This window comes from Paenibacillus sp. FSL H8-0259 (genome assembly GCF_037963255.1).
In the GTDB taxonomy this organism is placed as follows: domain Bacteria; phylum Bacillota; class Bacilli; order Paenibacillales; family Paenibacillaceae; genus Paenibacillus_AQ; species Paenibacillus_AQ phytohabitans.
In genome coordinates this window covers 7748176-7772193 of the sequence record NZ_CP150147.1, presented here as the reverse complement: position 1 = coordinate 7772193, position 24018 = coordinate 7748176, and the positions used below count along the sequence as shown (strand labels likewise).

Here is a 24018-nt window from a genome sequence, read left to right as displayed (position 1 = left end):
AATGTGTCACAGCGAAGGCAAACGAGCCCAATGTATGCGAAAAACCGAGTACAATGTGTCACTGCGGGGGCAAACGAGCCCAATGTATGCGAAAAACCGAGTACAATGTGTCACAGCGGAGGCTAACGAGCCCAACGTATGCGAAAAACCGAGTACAATGTAGCCCCAAATGGGCTGCTCACTTAACGATTATCCCTGCAGCTGCCACCCGCACCGCATTCGGAGCCTGAAATTTTGTATCACGCTGCCAATAGGATAAAATAAAGAGGAATGCTCGCAGTGATGCATAAGCTGCATAAGGGCATGGACTCTATAAGCCGCCAGGGTAAATACGAATATACAGCCGAAAGGAAGCGAAGCAGGATGTCGATCTATAGTTTTGCCGGAGTCACACCTTCGGGTACAGAAGTGCCGTTTAAGGACTATGAGGGCAAGGTGCTGCTGATCGCCAATACGGCCAGCAAGTGCGGGCTTACCCCGCAATACGGAGATTTACAGAAGCTGTACGAACAATACGGAGATCAAGGGCTTGTTGTGCTGGGATTCCCCTGCAACCAGTTTGCCGGCCAGGAGCCGGGTACAAGTGAGGAAGCGGAAGCCTTCTGCCAGATCAATTACGGCGTTACTTTCCCGGTGTTTGCCAAGGTAGATGTGAATGGGCCGGAGGCAAGCCTGCTGTTCCAATATTTGAAGGGTCAGCAGCCGGGTGACGGGGAGAGCAGCGATATCCAGTGGAACTTCACGAAGTTTCTGGTAGACCGCAGCGGCAATGTGGTGGCGCGTGTGGAGCCGAAGGAATCACCGGAGAGCATGAAGGACCTTATTGAATCGCTGCTGAAGTAAGTAAGGATAGCTGTCACAAAATAGTCCGCTCCCGGATTGGGGTGCACGCGCACCCTGTCCGGGAGTTTTTTTGATATCTAAGCAAGCGGTTTCTGCTTGACTGTAGAGACGGAAGTATCCCCAGTATGAAAATTATCCTTGAATCTTTTCAGAGACACTGTATCCTTTGAAGAGGAATGTTTCACTCATCTACGGAGATTGCATAAAGAATTATGGGATGCAGGATAATAACGGCAGGAGGGTTTCATAAAGGCATGAGGTTAATAACAGAGGTAGCATCGGCAGCAGGGATCAATGAAGAGCATCTGGAGTTGTACGGTAAATATAAAAGCAAACTGTCGCCGTCTCTGTGGGCGGAGCTGAAGCACAAACCGGACGGCAAGCTGGTCCTGGTTACGGCAGTTAACCCTACACCGGCGGGTGAAGGCAAAACCTTGACAACCATCGGATTAGCCCAGGCGCTGAATGCGGCGGGGATCAAGACGGTAGCGGCATTGCGTGAACCTTCGCTTGGACCCTGCCTGGGCATGAAGGGCGGCGCAACCGGCGGAGGCAAGGCGCAGATTGTTCCGGCAGACGAGATTAATCTGCATTTCACCGGGGATATCCATGCGGTGACCTCCGCGCATAACCTGCTCTCCGCGATGATCGATAATCATATTTTTCAGGGCAACGCCTTGAACCTGGACCCGCAGCGGATAGTATGGAAACGTGTGATGGATATGAATGACCGCAGTCTGCGGAATATAGTGACCGGTCTTGGCGACGGCAACGGGACGGTGCGGGAGAGCGGCTTCCAGATCACGACGGCGTCTGAGATTATGGCTGTGCTGTGCCTCTGCAATGACCTCGCGGATCTGAAGAAACGGCTGAGCCGGATGCTGGTTGGATATGACCAATTGGGACAGCCAATAACCGCGAAGGACATCGGAGCCGTTGAGGCGATGACTGCACTGCTCAAGGAAGCGGTCAAGCCTAATCTGGTGCAGACGCTTGAAGGCACGCCCGTGATTGTGCATGGCGGACCCTTTGCCAATATTGCCCACGGCTGCAGCAGTGTAATCGGAACCCGCTACGCCCTGAAGCTCGGAGACGTGGTAGTGACTGAAGCGGGCTTTGGCGCAGATCTTGGTGCTGAGAAGTTCATGGATATCAAATGCCGCCAGGCCGGCCTGACCCCTTCTGCCGCAGTGCTGGTGGTTACAGTGAAATCACTGAAATATAACGGAGGTGTCCGCAAGGAGGAACTGTATGCCGGCAACCGGGCAGCGCTGCTCTCCGGATTGTCCAATATGGAGCGCCATATTGAGAATCTCGGCAAATTTGGTGTGCCTGTACTCGTTGCCCTCAATCACTTTGAAGGGGATGCCTCGGCGGAGATTAACGAGGTGCTGGAGGCCTGCCGCCGGCTGGGTGTGCCTGCTGCGGTATCCAAGGTATGGGCTGAAGGAAGCGCAGGCGGGCAGGAACTGGCGCAGGAGCTGAAGAAGCTGCTGGACCGGGAAGAGGCCGTAAAGTTCGCGCCGCTGTATGAAGACAACCTGGACATTCCGTCCAAAATCAATAAAATCGTCACCGAAATCTACCATGGCGCAGAAGTGGCCTTCTCCCCGGCAGCCAAACGCAGTCTGGCTGTTATTGACAGGCTGGGCCTGCACCAGCTTCAGGTCTGTATGGCCAAAACGCCATATTCCTTCTCGGATCAGCCGAGGCTGCTTGGAGCACCGGAAGGCTTCACCATGGGTGTACGGGACATTACATTGTCCCTTGGCGCAGGATTTGCTGTAGTCATCACAGGGAACATTGTCACGATGCCGGGCCTACCCGCCAAACCGGCCGCAGAAGGGCTGCTGGTCGATGAAGATGGTGTGATCTCCGGTTTGGAATAAACGGTTTTTTGGCCGCATACAGGCGGCAGCCATCCATTAGATAGAGCCTCACTTGTTCCGCAGAAGGTTTGCGGTGTAGTGGGGCTTTTTTTGCTGCAAAGATTAGAATTTATACAGTTTCACACCCTAACGCTGCTTCCTGCTGCTTCCTGCTGCTTCCTGCTGCTGACAGACATAATGTCCTACTGGCGGGGAAAACTAATGCAAGAAGAAAAGAAATTCGTGCAGATAATTAAAAATTGAAATTGTGAACAATGTGAGAAAATTCACAAAAGTGCTTGTAATGTGATAAATATCACAATATAATCAGTGTATAAAGTGAAATTAATCACAACTACAGAGAAACAGGCTTGTAAATTGGAGGAGGAAGAAATCATGAAAGTAGCAGTCATTGGATGTACACACGCCGGAACCGCCGCAATTGTTAATACCGCACAGCTGTACCCGGATGCCCAGATTACGGTTTACGAGCGCAACGATAACATATCGTTCTTGTCTTGCGGCATTGCGCTTTACGTAGGGGGAGTCGTCAAGGACCCGCAGGGATTGTTCTATTCTTCCCCGGAACAGCTTGCAGCACTGGGTGTGCAAACGAAGATGCGCCATGAAGTGACGAATGTGGATACCGCCCGCAAAACATTGAAGGCCCACAACCTCGCTACAGGTGAAGAATTTGAAGATACGTACGACAAGCTGATTATGACAACAGGCTCATGGCCGATTGTGCCTAAGCTGGAAGGTATAGAGCTGGAGGGGATTCTGCTCTCGAAGAATTATAATCACTCCAACACCATTATTGAACAAGCGCAGAAGGTGAAAAGAATTACAGTAGTCGGAGCCGGATATATCGGCGTTGAGCTGGTTGAAGCTTTTCAGATGAACGGCAAGGAAGTTACCCTGATCGACGGGGAAGACCGCATTCTGAGTAAATATCTCGATGAAGAATTCACGGCTCCGATTCAACAATCACTTGAAGAGCATGGCATCAAGCTTGCGCTTGGTGAGAAAGTCGCAGCATTCGCCGGAGAGAACGGCAAAGTGACCAAGGTCATTACAAGCAAGGGAGAGCATGAAACCGATCTGGTCATTCTCTGCATCGGCTTCCGTCCGAATACAGAGCTGCTCAAGGGTCAAGTCGATATGCTTCCGAACGGTGCGATTATGGTCAACGATTACATGCAGACCAGCCTGCCGGATGTATATGCCGCTGGTGACAGCTGTGCGATTCATTACAACCCGACCGGTAAACATGCCTATATTCCGCTCGCCACGAACGCTGTACGCATGGGGACACTGGTAGCCCGCAATCTGGTCTCGAATACGATTCCTTATATGGGTACGCAGGGAACATCAGGCATCAAGATTTATGAAGACAATATTGCCGGAACCGGACTTACCGAGGATGCCGCCAAAGCCGAAGGTATGGATGCTGAAAGTGTTATGCTGATTGACAACTACCGTCCGGAGTTTATGCCGACATTCGAGCAGGTTCAGGTAAAAGTCGTATTCGAACGTGCGACCCGCCGCATTCTTGGGGCACAGATTATGTCCAAGATGGATCTGACGCAGTCGATCAATACCGTATCGGTTTGTATTCAGAATAAAATGACCGTGGACCAGCTGGCCTTCATTGATTTCTTCTTCCAGCCGCACTACAACAAGCCTTGGAACTTCCTGAACACTGCAGGACTTCAGGCACTGCCCAAGACAGTTGCCGTTAAAGAACCAGTGCATGTCTAATCACGCCTGATTTCGCCGGGGCCCGTTAAGGGCTCCTTTTTTTTATGGTTTTAACTATTAATTCCGGGTCCGAATGAGAAAAATATTCCGCCGCCTAACCTTTTATGGTAAATTTGACATGTCAGTGAAAACTTTCACTTAGGTTTTCTGAGAGTGATTTTTATCACGTTAATGTGATTGTGATCACGTTACAATGGCATAAAGGAACAAATTTTAAGTAATTAGAAGGGGATAGGAATCATGGCTTATAACAAACCGCAGGGGATCGCCGAAGTAACGGTAGAGAACGGAGTCAAGAAAGCGCACAATCCGCTCAGCACTGTACTTATTCTTGGTTTCCTGGGAGGAGCGTTTATCGCGCTCGGATTTTTGCTGGATATTCGTGTCATTGCCGGTGCGCCTGCCGAGTGGGGGTCCATCGCTAACTTCATCGGAGCTGCGGTATTCCCGGTAGGGCTGATACTGGTGCTGCTTGCCGGAGGCGAGCTGCTGACAGGCAACATGATGGCGGTGCCGCTTGCTTTTATTGCGAAGAAGATTTCGTTCTGGGAAGTGATTAAGAACCTGGTGCTGATTACACTCAGCAACCTGGCAGGAGCCTTGTTCGTTGCTTATTTCTTCGGTCATGTCGTTGGCCTTACATCGGACGGGGTGTATCTGGAGAAGCTGGTGAGTATGGCTGAGCACAAGATTGATGCGACCTTCCTGCAGGCCTTTATCTCCGGGATCGGCTGTAACTGGCTCGTGGCGCTGGCAGTGTGGCTCTCCTATGGAGCAGATAATTTCAGCGGCAAAATCCTCGGTATCTGGTTCCCGACAATGGCGTTTGTAGCCATCGGCTTCCAGCACGTTGTAGCTAACATGTTCCTTATCCCTGCTGCCATCTTCGAAGGACATTTCACGTGGGCGCAGTATTTCGCCAACTTTGCCCCGGTATGGCTGGGCAATCTTACGGGCGGCGCGATCTTCGTCGCAGCGGCTTACTGGATGGCTTACCTGCGTAAGGAGCCGGCAGCTGTAACGGCTGTTGAAGGAATCTCCGCTGCAGGTGTGAAGAAACACGCTTAATTCAAAATCCGCCGGTAATGACCGGCATGTTCAATAGTTTGGCCCCAGCACTTCCTGGCTTCTCGGCACCCTGTTTTTGGGAATCGCAGAGAGAAAGGGAGTGTTTTTTGTTAGCCCGGCTCTGCCTGGAATAACTTCAGGGCAAAACAAAATTCGCCGTGCATATCCGACTCGGGGGAACGAAATCGGATTCACGGCGAATAAATAGGGAGTGTTTCATATGCACTATTACCCTGGCCTGCGGGGAACGAATCAGGTCATTTCCACCTATTTTCTTTACGTGCAGAAGCTGCAGTTATAGAATATAAATAGCACGGCAGGCGGGAAGTGATTGGGAATTTCGCAGCAGTGAATTCAATGATGCTATGCGATAAAGCGTTAACGCGAGAACTTGCCCGTCATCCTGTTTTCAGATGATACTGGATGGATTAATGACACCTATGTTACAGGGGATGAAAGACAAGTTATGAGATTTTTGCAGGCCTATCCGAAGGAAGTCAAAGTGTTCTTGATTGCCAGTCTCATTAATGCAACCGGCAGTGCGCTGATGTGGCCGCTGGTTACGATGTATGTATTTGATGAGCTGGGACGCAGTATGAAAGATGCGGGAATTGTTCTGCTGGTTCAATCCCTCGGGGGGATTGCCGGGCAATTGCTGGGCGGATCTTTGTATCACAAGGTAGGGGTAAACCGCCTGATTGTCGGAGCACTGGCTATGAACGCGCTGACCCTGTTTGCTCTTCCTTGGGCAAGCGGCAGCTGGAGTATATTCATTATAGTTATGGGCCTGATGGGGTTGTTCAACTCTCTGTCTCTACCGGCTATTCAGGCCTTTATCGGCTTCCGGTTCGCGGAGCAGCGCGGAGAGCTGTTCAATATCGTCTATGTCTCGAACAATATCGGGGTAGCACTGGGTACCGCACTGAGCGGATTCCTGGGCAATTATATGCTGAGCTTTGTGCTGAACGGTGTGACTTCGGCGGTGTTTGCCGGATTCTTCTTTGTTTATCTGCGCAGGGTGGGGACAGCACCGTCGCCGTCCCATGAGACAATACAGAAGAAACACCCGCAGGGGGAAGCGTCAGGCTGGAAGCTGCTGGGGCATACGCGGATTTATCTGTACATGGCTATTGGTTCGATGTTTCTGCTGATCGGCAATTCGATCTGGAATACCGGAGTATCGCCGTTTATTATTTCAGAAGGCTGGTCGAAGCAGTTATACGGCTTCCTCTGGACGCTGAACGGCGTACTTATCTTTGCCGCGCAGCCGCTGGTCAGTCTGATCAAACGCTGGTTCGCAGGGACTTCTACTGCGCAGATGACAGCAAGCGCCGTATTCTATCTGGGCGGGTATGCGGTTATACTGTTCATGCCGAGCTACCCGGGCATGCTGCTGGCGATGGTGCTGGCTACACTGGGTGAGATGCTGATCTCTCCGGCCATGCCATCCTTCATCTCGGAGCATGCCCAGCGCAGTGCGCCCTTCTATCTCGGGCTTAGCGGCGGTATCGGCGCGGTCGGCCGGGTTATCGGCCCGTATCTGATGGGGATTCAATTCGACAGAGGCGGCCTTGCGCCGACAGGCTGGCTGGCCTGCGGGATGGCGGTTCTGTCCGTGGGATTCTTCGCGGTCCATGCCTACGTTAACCGCGGGAGCGTGAAGCTCCGGGGTAATGCTGCATAAACGGCTGCGCTGTAACTAATCCTTTTATTATCTGCTTAGCAAGGCAAGGGGTGTAGAAGCTATGCAACAACTAAACAGGGATTCGGCTTTCACCATCCGTCCCTCTGAAATCAGGGATGCCCGTGAGCTGATCATTCTCGATAATATGATCTGGACAGAGGAGACAACACCCGGTCCGCTGATGTGGCGCTCCCGGGAGGATTATCTGCTGCATGCACCGCCCGGCTCCCAGCTTGTAGCCTTGCAGGACGGGGAGCTATGCGGGTATGTCGGCTTCGGCTGTCCCAGCGGAATGGAGAGCAACCGCCATGTATGCGAGGTTAATATTGCCGTACATCCGCGCTTCCAGCGCCTGGGTGTAGGCAGCCGGCTGATCGCGGAGATCAAGCGCCATGCTGCAGAGAATGGAATCCGTAAGCTGCGCCTGCGTGTGCTCTCCTGCAATACACCGGCACTCTCGTTCTACCGCAAATGCGGATTCGAGGAGGAGGGACGGCTGCGGGAGGAGTTCTATCTGGGCGGAAGATATGTAGATGAGGTATTCATGAGCTGCATGCTGGACTAGGAGGAATCAAGATGGAAGTCGTCTCACTAAATGTAGGCAAGCCGAAGACCGTGGATTACCGCGGCAAACCGCTGGAAACGGGAATCTACAAGCTGCCGGTCCACGGCCCGCTGGAGCTTCATGCTGAAGGCTTCGACGGGGACGGGCAAGCGGATCTGGTAAACCACGGGGGCCCCGACAAGGCCGTCTGCGTCTATCCGGTTGAGCATTATGCCTACTGGGAAGAGCTGCTTGGCCGGAAGCTGGACTACTCCGCATTCGGTGAGAATATCACAGTGAGCGGACTTCTGGAGACCGAGGTGTGCATCGGGGATGTCTTTGAGATTGGTACGGCACTGCTGCAGGTAAGCCAGCCGCGCTTCCCCTGCTTCAAGCTCTCGCAGAAGCATGGACCGGCGGATATGCCTGCGCGGGTGCTGTCCACCGGTTACAGCGGGTTCTATTTCCGCGTGCTGCGTGAAGGCAGGATTGCATCCGGTGACCGGATTATTAAGCGGGAGAGCGGAGCGGGAAGTTTCCCTGTGAAGCAGGTGCTGTACTCAATGGAGCACGGGCGCAAGGATAAGACCGGACTAGCCGAGCTAGCCGGGCTGGACAGCCTCACGGCCGGCATCCGGGACAAATTCCGGGGCTGGCTTGCGGCAGCGGAGAATTAGACCGGAGCAATACCATGGGAAGACGGTACGCCAGAACCCCCGGGGCTTATGTTATGCCTCCGGGGGTTCTGGCGTATGCTGCGTATAAGTGCGCATAATAACATGATGCCTGATGCTGCCTTGCTGTCAGCCCAGCAGCTTCCATTCGCTGCGCAGCAGACCGTAGACTGCGTGGTTCACATAACCTGCGGGCAGCTTCTCCGCCTCGCGGATCACGCCTTCGAAGATGAATCCGAGCCGCTCGGGAATGGCCCTGCTTGCCGTGTTACCCGTGGCGCAGCGGATCTCTACACGGTTGAGCTCCAGCTCCAGCAGGGCATAATCCACGAATACCCGGCAGGCGCTGGTCATGTAGCCGTTGCCTTCATAGCCTTCACCCAGCCAGTAGCCGATACCGACAGACCGGTTATGCCAGTCAATCTCGTGATACCCGATGATCCCGGCCAATTCCTCCCGGACCCACAGTCCGGCCGTGAAGCCGCCATTGTCACTGCCCTGCTTCACGGCATTCTTGATGAAAGTAGTCAGGTGGGCCTGCTCGGCTACGCCGTCCACCCAAGGCAGCCACTGCCTGAGCCGGTGGCGCGAGCGCTCGACCAGGGCGTACATATGGCGGGCATGCTCCGGCATAAGCAGCTTCAGCTTCAGCTCTTCATCAATGACATAATTAAACATGTGGCTTCCCCCTCTGCGGCGTAAGGTATAAGCTTCTGCCCTAACGCTTTTTCCACTCCAGAGCGTAGATATCTTCCTCCAGCGCCTGCATGCGCTGTGAGGCCAGTGTCCGGCAGTCACTCAGTGCCCCGTTGTAGACAGCCGGCCCAAGCTCGTTCAGGAAGAACTCCAGCAGACTATCTGCTGCCAGATGGCCAATCGTTTCCCCGCGTTCGGCTTCGAAGTATGCGCGGATATTCTCGGTGATCAATTCCCGCTGCTCTTTGGGCAGTTTGATCGGTTTCATGGGTACCCTCCTCTTCTCGGTAATCCTATATGATCCATGCTACTCTATCGCCGGGAGAGAAGTCAAAGATGCAGTTTTATCGCTGCGGGATCTTATTGGCGCCTTAGTTTCACCGGGACAGATACGTTGTACATCAGGGACAGGAATGCCGTTTCTGTTTAACTTTTATTGAACATTCCCTGCCTAACGGGTATATTAATAGGAAACATGTTTATACAAGGAAGTAGTAATAATACAGAACGAAAGGTTGATCATTGTGGAGAACCAGGGTACACCCTCCAATTTCATTAAGAACGTCATTACCGAAGATCTCCGCTCGGGCAAGGTTAAGGAAGTGGTCACCCGCTTTCCGCCGGAGCCGAACGGTTATTTACATATCGGACATGCCAAGGCGATCTGGATTAACTTTACACTGGCTGATGAATTCGGCGGCAAGACCCATCTGAGATTCGATGACACCAATCCGGTCAAGGAAGACACGGAGTATGTGAACTCCATTCAGGAAGATGTGAAGTGGCTCGGATATGAATGGGAAGAGCTGCGTTTCGCCTCGGATTATTTCGGGGAGATGTATGAGCGGGCCGAACTGCTGATCAAGAAGGGCAAAGCTTATGTCGATGATCTCACGGCAGAGCAGATCCGTGAATTCCGGGGAACGCTGACGGAGCCGGGGCAGAACAGTCCTTACCGTGAACGCGGTATCGATGAGAACCTGGACTTGTTCCACCGCATGCGGGCAGGCGAATTCAAGGACGGCGAGAAGGTGCTGCGCGCCAAAATCGATATGTCCTCTCCGAATATCAATTTGCGTGATCCGGTCATTTACCGAATTTCTCACTCTCATCACCACAATACAGGCGATGAATGGTGCATCTATCCGATGTATACCTTCGCGCATCCGCTCGAAGATGCGATCGAGCATGTTACCCACTCTCTCTGTTCGCTGGAGTTCGAGGATCAGCGCCCGTTCTATGACTGGGTTGTAGCAGAATGCGAGATGCCGGCTGCGCCGCATCAATATGAATTCGGGCGCCTTAATCTGGCCCAGACCGTTACCAGTAAGCGCAAGCTGAAGCTGCTGGTGGATGAAGGCCATGTCGACGGCTGGGATGATCCCCGCATGCCGACGATATCAGGACTGCGCCGCCGCGGGTATACCCCGGAAGCAATCCGCAGCTTCGTGCATGAGACAGGCATTTCCAAGAGCCAGGGCCTCGTAGACCTGCAGATGCTGGAGCATTTCATCCGTGAAGACCTCAAGCTGACGGTACCCCGGACCATGGCTGTGCTGCGGCCGCTGAAGGTAGTTATTACGAATTATCCTGAAGGCGAAACCGAGTATTTCGAGATTGAGAACAATGTGGAGAACCCGGAAATGGGTAACCGCCAGATTCCGTTCTCCCGGGAAATCTATATTGAACGCGATGACTTCATGGAAGTTCCGCCGAATAAGTATTTCCGCCTGTTCCCCGGCAACGAGGTGCGGCTCAAGAATGCTTACTTCATCAAGTGCAACGAGTTCATCAAGGATGAGAACGGAGAAGTTATTGAGCTGCACTGCACCTATGATCCTGAAACGAAGAGCGGCAGCGGATTCACCGGACGCAAGGTCAAGGGAACGCTGCACTGGGTCGATGCGAGCCAGGCGGTACCGGCAGAATTCCGCCTCTATGAGCCGCTGATCTCCGCCGAAGAGGCTGAGACCGAAGCCGAAATCGAAGGACTGGAAGTTGCTGAGAGCAAGCCGGAGCCTACGTTCCTGGATCAGCTTAACCCGAAATCGATCGAGATCATCCAGGGCTTCGTCGAACCGGGCCTGAAGGACAGCGTGCCGCAGGACAAGTTCCAATTCTTCCGCCATGGTTACTTTAATGTAGACAGCAAATATTCATCACCGGAGCATCTGGTATTCAATCTGGTGGTTTCCCTGAAGAGCTCTTTCCAGCCCAAACAAGGCTAGACTCTCCATGAATGAATACAGGCTTGGCCTCCCGTCCGGGAAGCCAAGCCTGTTTGCTGTGTGCTGTGAATCGAACGGTCCCGCCCACCTCTGGTCCCATCGCTACTCCTCTGCCGCTCCGTCTTCGGGATCAGCCGGAGGCCGGTAGCCGCCGCGGATGAAGAAGAGCCACATCAGGCCGAAGCCGATGGTGCCGAACAGGGCGAGGAGCGCACCGGACTGATACATCGTCTGCACGCCGAGATTCTGATACATCCAGCCGCCGAGCACGCCGCCGAGGATGCCGGATATTCCGCTCCACGTAAGCGTGTAGAGTGCTTGTCCCGAGGACCGGTAAGCCCTTGGAACAAGCAGCATAGTAAGCTGGGTGCCGACATAGAAGAATCCGCCGAAGGTAATGCAGTGCAGCACCTGAATGAGGGCAACCTGTAGTGGAGTGGTCGCATCGGCCATCATCCACCAGCGCAGGAAGAACAGGGCGCTGACGAACGTGAGAGAGGCCAGCAGTACAGAGATTTTACGTTTAAGAATATAATTGCACAAGAGCAGCACTCCCATCTCCAGAATGGAAGAGAGGAACACGGCCAGCCCAATCATGGTCTTGCTTCCCCCCAGCTCTGTGATGTACAGTGACACAAAGGTATTATTCATCGTATTCGGGATAGAGACCAGAATGCCGAAGAGGATGAAGCAGAGGAAGAACGGGTTATAGAAGATCTGACGCAGTCCCCTGAATGGCAAGGGGGCGATTCCGATCGAATGATCAAGCTTCGGCATAGCGATCAGAGCAATCATCGCTGCGCACAGCAGTGCTGCAAAGAGATAAGACAGCACGGAAACACCGGCCCATTCAATCACGGGTCCGGCCAGTATGGCAGTAAACGCCCAGCCTAACGATCCCCAGAGCCGGTATGAGCTGAACCGCTGGCTGGTACCGTCGATATAGCTGAGGATCATGGTATTGCTCTGGGCGAACAGCGGCCCCTGGAAGAAGTAGAAGAACAGAATAGAAATATATATCATCTCGTATGTATTCGCCTGAAAGACTAGCTGGGACAAGACCAGCGTGCCGGTCAGCATGACCAGGACAATCCGCCGGATATTCTGATAACGGTCACTCCAGATACCCCAGAAGGGATTGGCAATAATAGAGACGAGCGCACCTACCGACATCAGGCTCCCGATCTCCAGCTTATTCATTCCCATGATCTGAAGATATAGCGGAAAGAAGCTGGTGAACAGGACGACCGTTCCATATACGAAGAAGTTGAACCATTTAAGAGAGGTGAAAGACAGCTGCTTATCGAGGTTCTCCCGCAAACTTTGCACTCCTTTCCCGCCAGATGCCTTGAATCCTTAGAACGGCAGAAGCTGCCGCTTCTATCACTGTAACATTTGTTGAAAAGGGATACAAACCAACTTATATAGGGAATTACAAATCAATGGTAAATTAACAGTTTAATTTCAGTTTACAAAGCACAGTTATTCTAGGTTGGAAGGCGGAAGCGGAACATCAGCTGTTCCTGACATCTATCCGCCGGAAAAGGGGATTAACCATGAAGAACACTCAAGCACCGCAAAAGCAGGGAGCCGCGATGAAGCCGTTCCTGAAGCTGCTGCACGAAACTAAACCCTCCTACATGCTGCTGGCTCTGGCTCTTGGCCTTAGTATGATTTCGACCCTAGTGGGTCTTGTTATTCCAATGTTCACGAAGAACCTGGTCGACGGCTTCTCGCTGGCTTCCGTCAGCAAGCTGCAGATTGCCGGAATTGCCGGAGCTTTCATCGCACAGACCCTTGCCGGCGGCGTCTCGATATATCTGCTGAATGCGGTCGGGCAGAAGATTGTCGCCGGACTTAGGGACCGGCTGTGGCGCAAATTCCTTGTGCTGCCTGTGTCCTATTACAATGAGAACCGGACAGGTGAAAGCGTCAGCCGGATGACCAATGATACGGGAATTCTCAAGACACTGATCTCGGAGCATCTGGCTAGCCTCTTTACCGGCGTGATCTCCATTGTCGGTTCAATCTCTGTCCTGCTCTTCCTGAACTGGAAAATGACGCTGGTACTGTTCACCGTCCTCCCGCTGTCCGCGCTGATTCTGGTACCGCTGGGCCGGCAGATGTACAAAATATCAAAAGGCACACAAGATGAGACAGCCTCCTTCACCGCCACACTTAGCGGTGTATTGTCTGAAATCCGGCTGGTTAAATCCTCGGGAGCCGAGCAGAAGGAATATGAAGCCGGACGCAGCGGAATTATGAACCTGCTGTCCTTCGGCATCCGTGAGGGCAAAATCAGCGCGATGATCAGCCCGCTGGTCTCCTTCGTCTTCATGATGCTGCTTGTGGTGATTATCGGTTATGGCGGAATGCAGGTGTCCTCGGGGGTTCTGACCGCCGGTGAGCTGGTGGCCTTCATTCTGTATCTGATCCAGATTATTATGCCGCTGACCCAGCTGACTCAATTCTTCACGCAGCTTCAGAAGGCCAAAGGTGCCTCGGAGCGGATTATCGAGACGCTTGCGGCAGAGGAAGAAGTGTATGAAGGTGTAGAAGAGGCTGGCAGCGAGGAAGGCCCAATCGATGTGGAAGACCTCAGCTTCGGATACAAAACGGGAGACAAAGTGCTGAACAAGATAAGCTTCACGATGCTGCCGGGCCAGGTGACAGCGATTGTCGGTCCAAGCGGCGGCGGTAAAACGACGCTGTTCTCGCTGCTGGAACGATTCTATGAGCCGCAGAGCGGTGTTATCCGGATGGGCGGCAAGCCGGTATCGATGTTCTCCCTGAAATCCTGGCGTAAGCGGATCGGTTATGTCTCGCAGGAAAGTCCGCTGCTGGCCGGAACGATTGCCGAGAATCTGGGATATGGACTGGACCGCGAGATCAGTAAGGAGGAGCTGCAGCGTGCTGCGGCCATGGCATATGCTGACGGCTTCATTGCAGAGCTTCCGGACGGGTACAATACGGACGTCGGCGAACGCGGAGTGAAGCTGTCCGGCGGACAGCGGCAGCGGATCGCCATTGCCAGAGCGCTGCTGCGCGATCCGAAGATTCTCATGCTCGATGAGGCAACGTCCAGTCTGGACAGCCAGTCGGAAGCCGTTGTACAGAAGGCATTGGGCAATCTGATGCAGGGCAGGACCACGATTGTCATTGCCCACAGACTGGCTACAGTCGTCAATGCGGACCAGATTATATTTATGGAGAAGGGCCGGATAACCGGCAAGGGAACACATGAAGAGCTGCTGCGGGATCATGAGCTGTACCGTGAATTTGCCGAGCAGCAGCTGCAGATGAATACCCCGGAGCTTCAGGGCAGAGTGATAGAGGAGGGTTCTACAGGAAATGGCCAAAATACTGGTAGTGGACGACGATCCGCACATCCGCGAATTGGTGGGAGTCTTTCTGAGAGCTGAAGGCATGGAAGAAGTGCTGAGTGCCTCCGATGGGCTGGAGGCGCTGCGGCTGCTCGAAGAGACCCCGGCCGATCTGGCGATTATTGATGTCATGATGCCGAATATGGACGGCTGGGAGCTGTGCCGGGAGCTGCGCAAGCAATATGACTTCCCGATCCTGATGCTGACAGCCAAAGGTGAAACCTCACAGATTGTCAAAGGCTTCGAGCTTGGTACTGACGACTATCTGGTCAAGCCGTTCGAGCCGCCCGTACTGATCGCCAGAGTGAAGGCGCTGCTGAAGCGGTACCAAATTTCTGCCGCCCAGAGCGTTACCGTAGGGAGCCTGCGGATGAACCGCAGAACATATGAGGTTGTATCCGAGCATGGCGATATTACGCTGCCGCTTAAGGAATTTGAGCTGCTGTTCAAGCTCGCCAGCTATCCGGGTCAGACGCTGACACGCGACCGGCTGATTGAAGAGATCTGGGGTTATGATTTTGAAGGGAATGAGCGGACGCTGGATGTGCATGTGGGCCGTCTGCGCGAGCGGTTTCCCCGGGATAAATTCGGGTTCGCCATCCGCACGATCCGGGGCCTTGGCTACCGGCTGGAGGGATAAGCATGCAGGACAGAATCAGAAAAGTATGGAAGAAAATCAATGTGATTGCGCCTATAGCCGGCATATTGACGATGCTCTTTATCTCCTGGAACGGAAGCTATTTCGGCTCAAGGCTGCTGGTCCGGCATTTCGGCTGGTCCTTCTCCGAATACGGCTATCATCTGTTTATTATGGGCATGCAGGTGATTATCTTCTTCTGCGTGGCTGGCGCCATCGCTTTCGCTACCCGCGGGCAGGACCAGAGATTCTATGTGCCGATCCTGACGGCGATGCGGCAGATTTCCAAAGGTGATTTCAAAATCGAACTGGAGAACAGCGGCCAGTACCGGCAGTTTGGCGGTATTGTGGAGGGGATTAACGAGATGGCCACTGAGCTGAGCCGGATGGAGACGATGCGCCAGGACTTCATCTCTAACGTATCGCATGAGATCCAGTCGCCGCTGACCTCCATCCGCGGGTTCGCCGCAGCCCTGCAGGATGACAGCCTCAGTACTGAGAGCAGGAAGCATTACCTGGACATCATTGAAGCGGAGAGCCGCCGCCTGTCCGGCCTGAGCGACAATCTGCTGAAGCTGTCGGCACTGGAGGCAGAGAGCTTCCCGTTCGAGCGGAAGCCCTACAGGCTGGATAAGCAGCTGCAGGAGATGATCCTGGCCTCAGAGCCGCAGTGGCTGGGCAAGGATATTGAGGTAGAGGCAGATCTTGCAGAAACCACAGTGGTTGCGGTAAAAGACCTGCTCAGCCAGGTGTGGACCAACCTGCTGCATAACAGCATCAAGTTCACCCCGCAGGGCGGACGGATTACCGTCTCCTTGCGCATCTCAGAGGAGCAGATTGAAGTGGAGGTGAAGGACAGCGGAATCGGCATTGCCGAAGAGGAGCTGCCGCGGATCTTCGAACGCTTCTATAAAGTGGACAAATCCAGAAGCGTCAGCGGGGGCGGCGGAAGCGGACTGGGACTGCCGCTGGTGAAGAAAATCGTTGAACTTCACGAAGGCAGCATACAGATAACAAGCCGTCCCGGTGAGGGGACGGCTTCAGTCGTACGTATACCTCTGCAAGTCAGATGAATCCGCCATTGACGCGGAGGGTCTGGCCGGTAATCCACCCGGAGCCTTCTCCGGCCAGGAAGCTGACCACGCCGGCAATATCCTCCGGCTGGCCCAGACGTCCGAAGGCATTGCCCTTCTTCAGCCCTTCCAGTACGGCCTCTGATTTGCCCTCCAGGAACAATTCTGTGGCTACTGGTCCTGGTGCCACCGCATTGATGGTGATGCCTTTGCTGCCGAATTCCTTGGCAAGCTGGCGGGTGAATTGCTCAACCGCACCTTTGGTGCCGGCATAAATACTGTAGGCCGGGAACATCTGGCCGTTGACGGAAGTGGAGAAATTAATAATCCGCCCGCCCTGTTCGAGGTGATAGAAGGCCTGCTGGCAGGAGAAGTAGGTGCCCTTGACGTTGATGGCGAACTGCTTGTCGAATTGCTCCTCAGTAGCTTCTCCGATCAGGGAGTTCATCATAATCCCCGCATTGTTGACCACGATATCGATCTTTCCATAGAGAGCCTTGGTCTCCTTGAACAGCTGTTCAATCTGGGCAGGCTTGCTGATGTCTGCCTGCAGGGCAGCGGCTGTTCCGCCGCCCGCCCGAATGGCCGTCACTACGTCATCTGCCTGGGCGGGACTGCTCGAATAGTTGATGATAACGGAAGCCCCCTGCTCCGCCAGCCGCTCAGCGACACTCCGCCCGATTCCTCTTGATGATCCGGTAACAATAGCCACCTTGCCTTGCAATGGTTGTGTCATTAGTAGTTCCTCCTTGAATTTAACAAAAAGTTGTCAGAATTCCCCCACTTCTAAAGTGGCTGGATGAATGACAACGGTTTGGACTTGGATTTTAAAGGGATTTCGGTTATGCTAGGGAAAGCGAATGTATGTTCCTGTAATGGTCTTGTCCGATTTGTTCGTGGATTGCGTCCATGGTTGATTTGGCCAGCCGGAACTTTGTTCTATTTTGCGGACTCGCCTTCGGGTTGAACAGCAAATCGAAGGCGCACCACGTACATAGGAGGCCTTCTTGTGCTCAAAACATTCAAATATCGCCTGGAACCCACAACACAGCAGGCGGAACTATTCGCCAAAACCTTCGGCTGCGTACGCAAAGTCTACAATCTCATGCTCCATGACCGCATCGAATCGTACCAAAAGCATCAAGAAACTGGTGAGAAAATCAAGTTCAAGGCACCCGCGCAATACAAAAATGAATTTCCCTTTCTTAAAGAAGTCGATAGTTTGGCTCTGGCTAATGCGCAACTCCACCTGAATACCGCCTACCGCCACTTTTTCCAGCAGCCCGCCTCTGGTTTCCCCAAGTGGAAATCCCGCAAAAATCCCGTTCAATCCTACACCACGAATAATCAAAAAGGAACGATTGCAATTCAGGCGGGTCGCTATCTGAAGCTGCCCAAAATGAAGCCGGTACGTATCAAACTACATCGACAACCGGAAGGGGTGATCAAGTCAGCGACGATCTCCCGCACCGCATCCGGCAAGTACTTTGTCTCCCTGCTGTGCGAAACGGACATTCCGCCCAAACCCCAAACGGGTTCGGTGATCGGGATTGATCTCGGTCTTGCGCATTTTGCAATTTTCTCGGATGGAACAAAGGTACCGAATCCGAGAGTTCTCGCCCAAACCGCCGCTACCCTAGCGAAAGCGCAGCGCAAACTATCGCGCCGGGCGCAGCAGGCGAAGAAGGACGGACATCTGCTCAGCGAGAGCCGCAACTACCAGAAGCAGCGAATTCTGGTCGCCAAGCTGCATGAAAAAGTGGCCAACCAACGAAATGACTTTCTGAACAAACTCAGCACGGATCTCGTCAACAACCACGATGTGATCAGTGTGGAGTCGCTGAATGTCAAAGGGTTGGTTCGGAATCGCAGACTTGCCCGGTCGCTTCATGACGTCTCGTGGTCAAGCTTTCTATCCAAACTGACCTATAAAGCGGCGTGGTACGGCAAACAAGTCGTACAGGTGGACCGCTGGTTTCCTTCGAGCCAGCTGTGCTCGGCTTGTGGGCATCCAGGCGGGAAGAAGGCGCTCCACATCCGGGAATGGAGCTGCCCCAGCTGCGGTGTCCACCATGACCGTGACGTCAATGCGAGCTTGAACATTCGAACCGAAGGGCTTCGCCTGCTGCAAGGCACAGGAGTGCGTTAACTGGACCCCGAACCGCAGGGACTGCGGGGATCGCTTGGGTAAGGCGCTGAGCAGATGCGAAGGGAGAGGAGAAGCCGCTCCCTCCATTTGCTTAAGCGCGCAATAAATCTGACCGCTGCTCACGGATGTACGCCGTTTTGAGCAAGTCCGGGTTGTTTCCAAGAAGCCGCCACCTCTATAGGTGGGGGTAGTTCACTGTACGGATAATCCTCTTTCCAGCAGTGTCCAGAGCTGGGCGAATTCCTGCATGATGCCCGGGCTGCGCCACTCATAGGCGTGCGCCGGATGGTGAAAGCGTGCGGTGCCATAGAGGACTGAACGTGCCTGTACCGCCGCCGGGATACTCCGTGATATAAGACCTTGTTCCATGCCCTGGGCAATGAGAAGGTCAATGTGATCGAGAAGCTTCCGGATATGGACTTCAACAAGCGCTGCCGATTCTTCAGTGACGGCTGCATACATTTTGAACATCTCGCTGTCCTGTGAAGCATGATGCTGCTTAAGCTCTACGAGCTTAGCGATATAATCTCTAAGCTGCCCCAAGGCATTGGTTGTGGGTATCGCGGCAATTTCAGTTAGCGGAGCTACAATCATCTCCTCCAGCCACCGTTCCGTCACCGCCTCCCGCAACGCAGCTTTGCTGGGGAAATGCCGGTACAGGGTTCCATGACTTACGCCCAGCAGCTTCGCTACATCAGTGACTGAAGCCTTGTCCGGCCCGTATTTGCGCAGGGTTTGTTCAGCGGCATTAAGGATTTCTGTCTTGCTCAAAAAAGAGCCTGTTTTATTCACGGGTATTTCCCCTTCCTGTGCATGAGCATAACATAGCATATAACAAATGACAAATAATTATTTTTGTCATTTGTTATGTGCTATTTGTTATCCGGCTATTCGTGTTAATCATGGAGCTTCCCTGATTACATTTGCCAGCAGGGCAATTCCGCGCTCCAGTTCTGCCGGAGAAGCATAAGCGTAGGACAGTCTGAGGTGCCCGCGGTCACTGCGGTCGTACAGATCGCCTGTATTCAGCAGCAATCCGGCGCGCAGGGCTGCAGTGAACAGCTTGCGCGGAGGCACAGGATGCAGGAGGGACAGCCAGATGTAGAATCCGCCTGCCGGTACATTCCAGGTTGCCAGTCCGGCACAATGAAGCTGCAGCAGCTCCAGCACAAGATCACGGCGCTCCCGGAGTCTGCCGCGCAGCACCTGCAGATGCTCCTCATGATAGCCGTCCTCAAGCCAACTGGCGGCAGCCAGCTGTGACAGGGAGCTTGCGCCGTAATCACTCTGCATTTTGATATCGGCCAGCCGCCGGACCACCGGCTCCGGGCCGACAATCCAGCCTATGCGCAGGCCGGGGCTGGCTGCCTTGGACAGGGTGCCCAGATGCAGCACTCTGCCCTCGCGGTCCAGCGCCTTCAGCGGCAGCGGAGGCGGTGCATCCAGCCACAGCTCCTGATAGGCACCATCCTCCAGAATAGGCAGCCCCAGGCTGCCTGTGACCTGCATGAGCTCCCGGCGCCGCCCGGCATCCATCAGAATTCCGGTGGGATTGTGAAAGGAAGGGATACTGTAGAGCATCGCCGCCTTGCTGCGGACAGCCTCAGCTGTAAGATGCTCCGGGATCAGCCCGCGTCCGTCCATGGGCAGCCCGCTGAATTTCACCCCCGCAGACTGAAAGGCATGAATCGAATACAGATAGGACGGCTTCTCCAGCAGGATCGATGAGCCGCGCGGCAGAAGGCCCAGAGCAATAAGCTGGAGTCCCTGAAGTGCCCCGGAGGTGATAAGAATGGAGGCGGGGTCGGCTGCAATGCCGCTTCGGGCCAGCATCCGGCTTACCGCAGCCCGCAGCGCCGGATTGCCGAGCGGTTCCTCATAAGAGAGCGGTGGAAGAATGCGCTGCGCGAGCCCGGCCAGCACCTGGTTCATCGCCGCCCCGGGCAGCAGCTCCGGCGCAGGCTCACCGGTGCCGAGTCGGATCAGACCCGGCTCATATTCGAGCCGGTTGATATCCTGTACGGTAGGCAGGTTGGGATAGTGAATCCCTTCCTCCACATAATCATTCCAGTTGCCCGTCCGCTCCATTGCTGCCGGAGCCGTGACCGTATCTGAACCGCCGGCGGGCCGGATGGCGGAACGTGTATCCGCTACAACTACGGTCCCGCCGCCGCGTCTGCCCTCAATCAGGCCCAGCGCTGTAAGCTGGCCCAGCGCCGTGACCACCGTGCTGCGGTTAACACCGAGCATGCGGCAGAGCTCACGCTGCGGAGCCAGCCGCATCCCGGGAGGCCAGGCCCCGCTGCTGATCTTGGCGAAGAAGTAGGAGGATATCTGACTATGAAGCGGCAACGGGGAAGCCGGGTCCGGCTTCCATGTGCCTTGCAGGACAGGGAGTGAGCCGTCCGGCTCCTTTTCAAGAGCGGCAGGTGCGGGAGCTTCAGGATGACCGGAAGGACCGGCAGGGCTTAAGTCTGGATGATCTGGCGGATGCTGATGTGTCAAGGGACCGGCTCCTCTTTTGTGGTTTCTTTCCTTGAGTGTACCATGGTTCATAGTCGTCTATTAAGCTTGGCTGGGTATGAGACGGACAACTTGGATGGTTACGGCAGCCTCTGCACCAGAGTACGATCAGAATGCGTTAACCGGGAAGAAGCAAGAAGCTGTGGAGGCTTGTCCATCCGGCAGCATCACAGCTTACATGAAGGAGGAAGAAGTTATGACGGAAGCCATTGTACATGGAACCATTCTGGCCTTCGGGCTTATTCTGCCGCTGGGCGTGCAGAATATATTCGTATTCAATCAAGGGGCACAGCACGCGAGATTCCGCAGTGTGCTGCCTGTAGTTCTGACGGCAGCGGCATGCGATACGCTGCTTATAACCGCAGCAGTAGGCGGTATTTCTCTAGTCATTCTATCGCTGGACTGGGTCACGCCCCTTATATACAGTGCGGGAATCCTGTTTCTCTGCTTCATGGGCTGGAGAATCTGGCACTCTTCTCCGGCGCAGGAAGAGGCGGGGCGCCTCTCTCCGAAGGGACAGATGCTGTATGCACTGTCCGTTTCCCTCTTGAATCCGCATGCGCTGCTGGATACGGTGGGCGTCATCGGTACAAGCTCGCTGCAATATGACGGTATGGTGCGCTGGGCCTTCGCGGCGGCTACGGTGGCCGTCTCCTGGATCTGGTTCCTGGGTCTTGCCGCTGCGGGCCGCCTGCTCGGCAGGATGGATGCCTCCGGTAAGGTGATTAAGAGGCTGAATACCGCTTCAGCACTATTGATCTGGGCGATCGCCGTCTACATGGGAATACAGCTGTGGCGGAGCTTTTAACGCCAATTTAGCCATGCAGAACCGGATTCGGCAACCGCGTTGCCAAACTGTTTCGAAAACTTCACACATTCATACTTTATCTGAATCTAGTCTATTGACCCTTGGAATATAATCGCCTACTATACAGATATAAACACAAAATTCTAAATTATGGGATTCGGAAGGGTGGTGTTTCCTTGGAGCCTGCAGCCACGATTCGAGATCAGCTAGTGGATTATTTATCAAAGCATGAGCTGTCCATCAATCAGTTTGCCATAAGATCCGGCATTAATTCCGGGACATTAAGCCGGATTATTAATGGTCATCAGCCGATTGCCATGAGCCATCTGGAGTTAATTACTGCAGGGATGGGGGTACGCGAGGACTATTTTTACAGTTTATATGTAGATGAATGCTTCTATCATTCGGCACCGACCTGGCGGCGGCTTCGGCCTTTTATTGTAAAGTGTGCAGAGCTTGGGCGCATGGACTGTATCGAGCTTCTGGTACATAATCTGCTTGATAATCTGACCTATGTTCCCATGTTGTTCGAAGTAGCCGAAGGATTGTTTCAGCAGGGGCATTGGCCGGGGGCGGCACTGCTCTACGAGAATGTAAGCGCCAGCGAGAAATACCAGTACTCCGAACGGCTGGCTATGTGCCAATACCGCCTGTTCCAGATCGCACTTGGAGATGATCAGAGCACGAACCTGCGCGCTGCTACTCTGTTTGAGAGCTACATCCCGCGTTTGGATGAGGCGGACCAGCTGGATGCGCTCAAAGAATTGATGAATGTCTATTATTCATTGCAACAATGGAATAAAGTGAATGAACTTGCGCTAGAACTGCTTCGGCTTGCGACGATTCGTTATGATCTTTATTGCCGTTCGAAACATAAACATATGGTGAAGACTGGAGAAAGGCCGCTGTGCTTTTATATATTATATGCTCATTTAATGCGCTCAATTGTATGTGAGGAATGCGGAGACTACAAAGCTGCTCTTGATCTTGTACCGTTATACACAGACATAGAATGGATTCAGGATGAGAGTGAAGATTCGAAACGAACCGTAGCCCAATTTCAGGAGTGGGGTAAGGCCAATACTTATCTATATCGCTTATTGGGTGGACAAGCAGAAGTGTTGGATGACTATGTGGAATATGTTTCTGCTCGGGAAGGTGAGATTTTTACAGCGTTATATAATATCATTAAATCTGCAAATAAGTATAATTGGAATGTAGACCATATATTAGAACAATTTTCTGATTATACGCCTTATAGAATACATCCGACAGAGTTTGGAGAGTACAATCAGCAGGTTATAGCGGATCAACACGCCAGATTTCTTGCAGAGCTTGGAGTATACTACTTGCAGAATAAGCGAAACGAAGGAATTGGGTATATATTAAAAAGCTTGGAATCATCTTCTAAAATAAATAGTGAAAGTATTGTCTTCAAATGCGTTGATCTATTTGAGCAATACCGTCATATAGCGGAAGAAGAAGAACAGAAACAATACAAACTTATAATTAGAGAGGTGCAGGATGCGAATGAAAAGAAAAATTTTAATATTGCTAGCCTCGTGTAGTTTGGCCTTATTGATTATCGTGCCTGTAGAAAGCATTGTAGACAAACCGATACAACAAATGGTTCAGCCCATGGGACATGGTGGCGGTGGAGGTTGAATAACGAAAGTTGTATTTCCGGAATAAAGAATGCATTCCACCGATAATTGAATATTCCCCAAAGACGGTCCTGCCATATAGGATCGTCTTTTTTTGGATAACTGTGGAAGGATTAAATATAATCACCCATATAACCACGTTAACAGGTAATGCGTTCAGACTAACATTTTATTATTTTACATAAATATCTATAATATTGCATAAGGAGGCGGGATTTCCATGTATAGTCCGGCAAGTGTCAGAATTCGTATTGAGAGAGCTAGAAGCAAGCTACATAAGTTGCAAGTCCAATATGGCGGTTTTGGTCATCCTAAGGTAATACGGCAATCCGTAGTGCTGGATGAACTGCTTAATTCTTATGATAATACCTACCGGATGAAGAAAAGGCCGCCTGCTTAGCAGTAACTGAACAGA

At 53.1% G+C, this 24018-nt stretch carries 21 protein-coding genes; 15 read left to right on the top strand and 6 right to left on the bottom strand.

Annotated features, from left to right (window positions below; all coding sequences use genetic code 11):
- Window positions 1-363 precede the first annotated feature (363 nt).
- The 7 genes from NSU01_RS33425 to NSU01_RS33395 all read left to right on the top strand — a co-directional run bounded on the left by NSU01_RS33425 (window position 364) and on the right by NSU01_RS33395 (window position 8445).
- Window positions 364-843, top strand: a complete 480-nt coding sequence (locus NSU01_RS33425; RefSeq protein ID WP_039309160.1) for a glutathione peroxidase — start codon at window positions 364-366, stop codon at window positions 841-843.
- A 254-nt stretch (window positions 844-1097) separates the two neighbouring features.
- The gene (locus NSU01_RS33420; RefSeq protein WP_076247600.1) at window positions 1098-2732 is read left to right on the top strand and encodes a formate--tetrahydrofolate ligase; all 1635 of its coding nucleotides are present in this window, start codon (window positions 1098-1100) and stop codon (window positions 2730-2732) included.
- A gap of 375 nt (window positions 2733-3107) precedes the next feature.
- Entirely contained in the window at window positions 3108-4472 is a 1365-nt protein-coding gene (locus NSU01_RS33415; RefSeq protein ID WP_076247598.1) for an FAD-dependent oxidoreductase, read from the top strand.
- Window positions 4473-4712: 240 nt separating this feature from the next.
- Window positions 4713-5540 (top strand): formate/nitrite transporter family protein, encoded by an 828-nt coding sequence (locus tag NSU01_RS33410; protein ID WP_039309150.1) that lies wholly within the window; start codon window positions 4713-4715, stop codon window positions 5538-5540.
- A 466-nt stretch (window positions 5541-6006) separates the two neighbouring features.
- The gene (locus tag NSU01_RS33405) at window positions 6007-7224 is read left to right on the top strand and encodes an MFS transporter (protein ID WP_076247595.1); all 1218 of its coding nucleotides are present in this window, start codon (window positions 6007-6009) and stop codon (window positions 7222-7224) included.
- A gap of 61 nt (window positions 7225-7285) precedes the next feature.
- The gene (locus NSU01_RS33400; protein WP_039309145.1) at window positions 7286-7789 is read left to right on the top strand and encodes a GNAT family N-acetyltransferase; all 504 of its coding nucleotides are present in this window, start codon (window positions 7286-7288) and stop codon (window positions 7787-7789) included.
- Between the two features lie 11 nt (window positions 7790-7800).
- Entirely contained in the window at window positions 7801-8445 is a 645-nt protein-coding gene (locus tag NSU01_RS33395) for an MOSC domain-containing protein (protein WP_083705700.1), read from the top strand.
- A 126-nt stretch (window positions 8446-8571) separates the two neighbouring features.
- On the opposite strand, the gene NSU01_RS33390 is transcribed toward NSU01_RS33395, so the two are convergent.
- Together NSU01_RS33390 and NSU01_RS33385 are read right to left on the bottom strand one after the other, a co-directional pair.
- Window positions 8572-9120, bottom strand: a complete 549-nt coding sequence (locus tag NSU01_RS33390; protein WP_039309141.1) for a GNAT family protein — start codon at window positions 9118-9120, stop codon at window positions 8572-8574.
- Window positions 9121-9160: 40 nt separating this feature from the next.
- Window positions 9161-9406 (bottom strand): DUF2164 domain-containing protein, encoded by a 246-nt coding sequence (locus NSU01_RS33385; protein WP_039309139.1) that lies wholly within the window; start codon window positions 9404-9406, stop codon window positions 9161-9163.
- A 247-nt stretch (window positions 9407-9653) separates the two neighbouring features.
- Between NSU01_RS33385 and NSU01_RS33380 the strand changes: the two genes are divergently transcribed.
- On the top strand, window positions 9654-11366 hold the full coding sequence (locus NSU01_RS33380) for a glutamine--tRNA ligase/YqeY domain fusion protein (protein ID WP_076247591.1): 1713 nt from the start codon (window positions 9654-9656) through the stop codon (window positions 11364-11366).
- Between the two features lie 102 nt (window positions 11367-11468).
- Here the strand turns inward: NSU01_RS33380 and NSU01_RS33375 are convergent, their stop codons facing one another.
- Entirely contained in the window at window positions 11469-12686 is a 1218-nt protein-coding gene (locus NSU01_RS33375; RefSeq protein WP_042140280.1) for an MFS transporter, read from the bottom strand.
- A 236-nt stretch (window positions 12687-12922) separates the two neighbouring features.
- On the opposite strand from NSU01_RS33375, the gene NSU01_RS33370 reads away from it, so the two are divergent.
- Genes NSU01_RS33370 through NSU01_RS33360 form a run of 3 tightly spaced genes read left to right on the top strand, consistent with a single transcriptional unit; the run spans window position 12923 to window position 16459 of the window.
- A complete protein-coding gene (locus NSU01_RS33370; RefSeq protein WP_042140279.1) occupies window positions 12923-14788 on the top strand; it encodes an ABC transporter ATP-binding protein in 1866 nt (621 codons plus the stop codon).
- Entirely contained in the window at window positions 14718-15389 is a 672-nt protein-coding gene (locus NSU01_RS33365; protein WP_042140278.1) for a response regulator transcription factor, read from the top strand. Before NSU01_RS33370 ends, NSU01_RS33365 begins: the two co-directional genes overlap by 71 nt.
- A 2-nt stretch (window positions 15390-15391) precedes the next feature.
- A complete protein-coding gene (locus tag NSU01_RS33360; protein WP_076247589.1) occupies window positions 15392-16459 on the top strand; it encodes a HAMP domain-containing sensor histidine kinase in 1068 nt (355 codons plus the stop codon).
- On the opposite strand, the gene NSU01_RS33355 is transcribed toward NSU01_RS33360, so the two are convergent.
- A complete protein-coding gene (locus tag NSU01_RS33355; protein ID WP_076247587.1) occupies window positions 16452-17195 on the bottom strand; it encodes an SDR family oxidoreductase in 744 nt (247 codons plus the stop codon). The two genes, NSU01_RS33360 and NSU01_RS33355, sit on opposite strands and share 8 nt — an antisense overlap.
- 273 nt (window positions 17196-17468) lie before the next feature.
- Here NSU01_RS33355 and tnpB point away from each other — a divergent pair, with 273 nt between their 5' ends.
- On the top strand, window positions 17469-18608 hold the full coding sequence (gene tnpB, locus NSU01_RS33350) for an IS200/IS605 family element RNA-guided endonuclease TnpB (RefSeq protein WP_042140275.1): 1140 nt from the start codon (window positions 17469-17471) through the stop codon (window positions 18606-18608).
- Between the two features lie 192 nt (window positions 18609-18800).
- On the opposite strand, the gene NSU01_RS33345 is transcribed toward tnpB, so the two are convergent.
- Complete coding sequence (locus tag NSU01_RS33345; RefSeq protein WP_042140274.1) at window positions 18801-19400, bottom strand: TetR/AcrR family transcriptional regulator; 600 nt, start codon at window positions 19398-19400, stop codon at window positions 18801-18803.
- 108 nt (window positions 19401-19508) lie between these two features.
- Window positions 19509-21113, bottom strand: a complete 1605-nt coding sequence (locus NSU01_RS33340; protein ID WP_305954219.1) for a PLP-dependent aminotransferase family protein — start codon at window positions 21111-21113, stop codon at window positions 19509-19511.
- A gap of 214 nt (window positions 21114-21327) precedes the next feature.
- On the opposite strand from NSU01_RS33340, the gene NSU01_RS33335 reads away from it, so the two are divergent.
- From NSU01_RS33335 to NSU01_RS33325, 3 genes are all read left to right on the top strand, one after another.
- Entirely contained in the window at window positions 21328-21939 is a 612-nt protein-coding gene (locus NSU01_RS33335; RefSeq protein ID WP_076246058.1) for a LysE/ArgO family amino acid transporter, read from the top strand.
- 176 nt (window positions 21940-22115) lie between these two features.
- Window positions 22116-23507 (top strand): helix-turn-helix transcriptional regulator, encoded by a 1392-nt coding sequence (locus NSU01_RS33330; protein ID WP_179093570.1) that lies wholly within the window; start codon window positions 22116-22118, stop codon window positions 23505-23507.
- Window positions 23508-23823: 316 nt separating this feature from the next.
- Window positions 23824-24003 (top strand): aspartyl-phosphate phosphatase Spo0E family protein, encoded by a 180-nt coding sequence (locus NSU01_RS33325; protein ID WP_042140272.1) that lies wholly within the window; start codon window positions 23824-23826, stop codon window positions 24001-24003.
- Window positions 24004-24018: the final 15 nt, after the last annotated feature.

Bases quoted from the DNA above. Each gene is read 5' to 3' on its own strand.
- NSU01_RS33400 (WP_039309145.1), top strand. From the start codon at position 7,286: ATGCAACAACTAAACAGGGATTCGGCTTTCACCATCCGTCCCTCTGAA.
- NSU01_RS33370 (WP_042140279.1), top strand. From the start codon at position 12,923: ATGAAGAACACTCAAGCACCGCAAAAGCAGGGAGCCGCGATGAAGCCG.
- NSU01_RS33405 (WP_076247595.1), top strand. From the start codon at position 6,007: ATGAGATTTTTGCAGGCCTATCCGAAGGAAGTCAAAGTGTTCTTGATT.
- NSU01_RS33335 (WP_076246058.1), top strand. From the start codon at position 21,328: ATGACGGAAGCCATTGTACATGGAACCATTCTGGCCTTCGGGCTTATT.
- NSU01_RS33390 (WP_039309141.1), bottom strand. From the start codon at position 9,120: ATGTTTAATTATGTCATTGATGAAGAGCTGAAGCTGAAGCTGCTTATG.
- NSU01_RS33385 (WP_039309139.1), bottom strand. From the start codon at position 9,406: ATGAAACCGATCAAACTGCCCAAAGAGCAGCGGGAATTGATCACCGAG.
- NSU01_RS33355 (WP_076247587.1), bottom strand. From the start codon at position 17,195: ATGACACAACCATTGCAAGGCAAGGTGGCTATTGTTACCGGATCATCA.
- NSU01_RS33325 (WP_042140272.1), top strand. From the start codon at position 23,824: ATGTATAGTCCGGCAAGTGTCAGAATTCGTATTGAGAGAGCTAGAAGC.
- NSU01_RS33425 (WP_039309160.1), top strand. From the start codon at position 364: ATGTCGATCTATAGTTTTGCCGGAGTCACACCTTCGGGTACAGAAGTG.
- NSU01_RS33420 (WP_076247600.1), top strand. From the start codon at position 1,098: ATGAGGTTAATAACAGAGGTAGCATCGGCAGCAGGGATCAATGAAGAG.
- NSU01_RS33360 (WP_076247589.1), top strand. From the start codon at position 15,392: ATGCAGGACAGAATCAGAAAAGTATGGAAGAAAATCAATGTGATTGCG.
- NSU01_RS33415 (WP_076247598.1), top strand. From the start codon at position 3,108: ATGAAAGTAGCAGTCATTGGATGTACACACGCCGGAACCGCCGCAATT.
- NSU01_RS33410 (WP_039309150.1), top strand. From the start codon at position 4,713: ATGGCTTATAACAAACCGCAGGGGATCGCCGAAGTAACGGTAGAGAAC.
- NSU01_RS33365 (WP_042140278.1), top strand. From the start codon at position 14,718: ATGGCCAAAATACTGGTAGTGGACGACGATCCGCACATCCGCGAATTG.
- NSU01_RS33395 (WP_083705700.1), top strand. From the start codon at position 7,801: ATGGAAGTCGTCTCACTAAATGTAGGCAAGCCGAAGACCGTGGATTAC.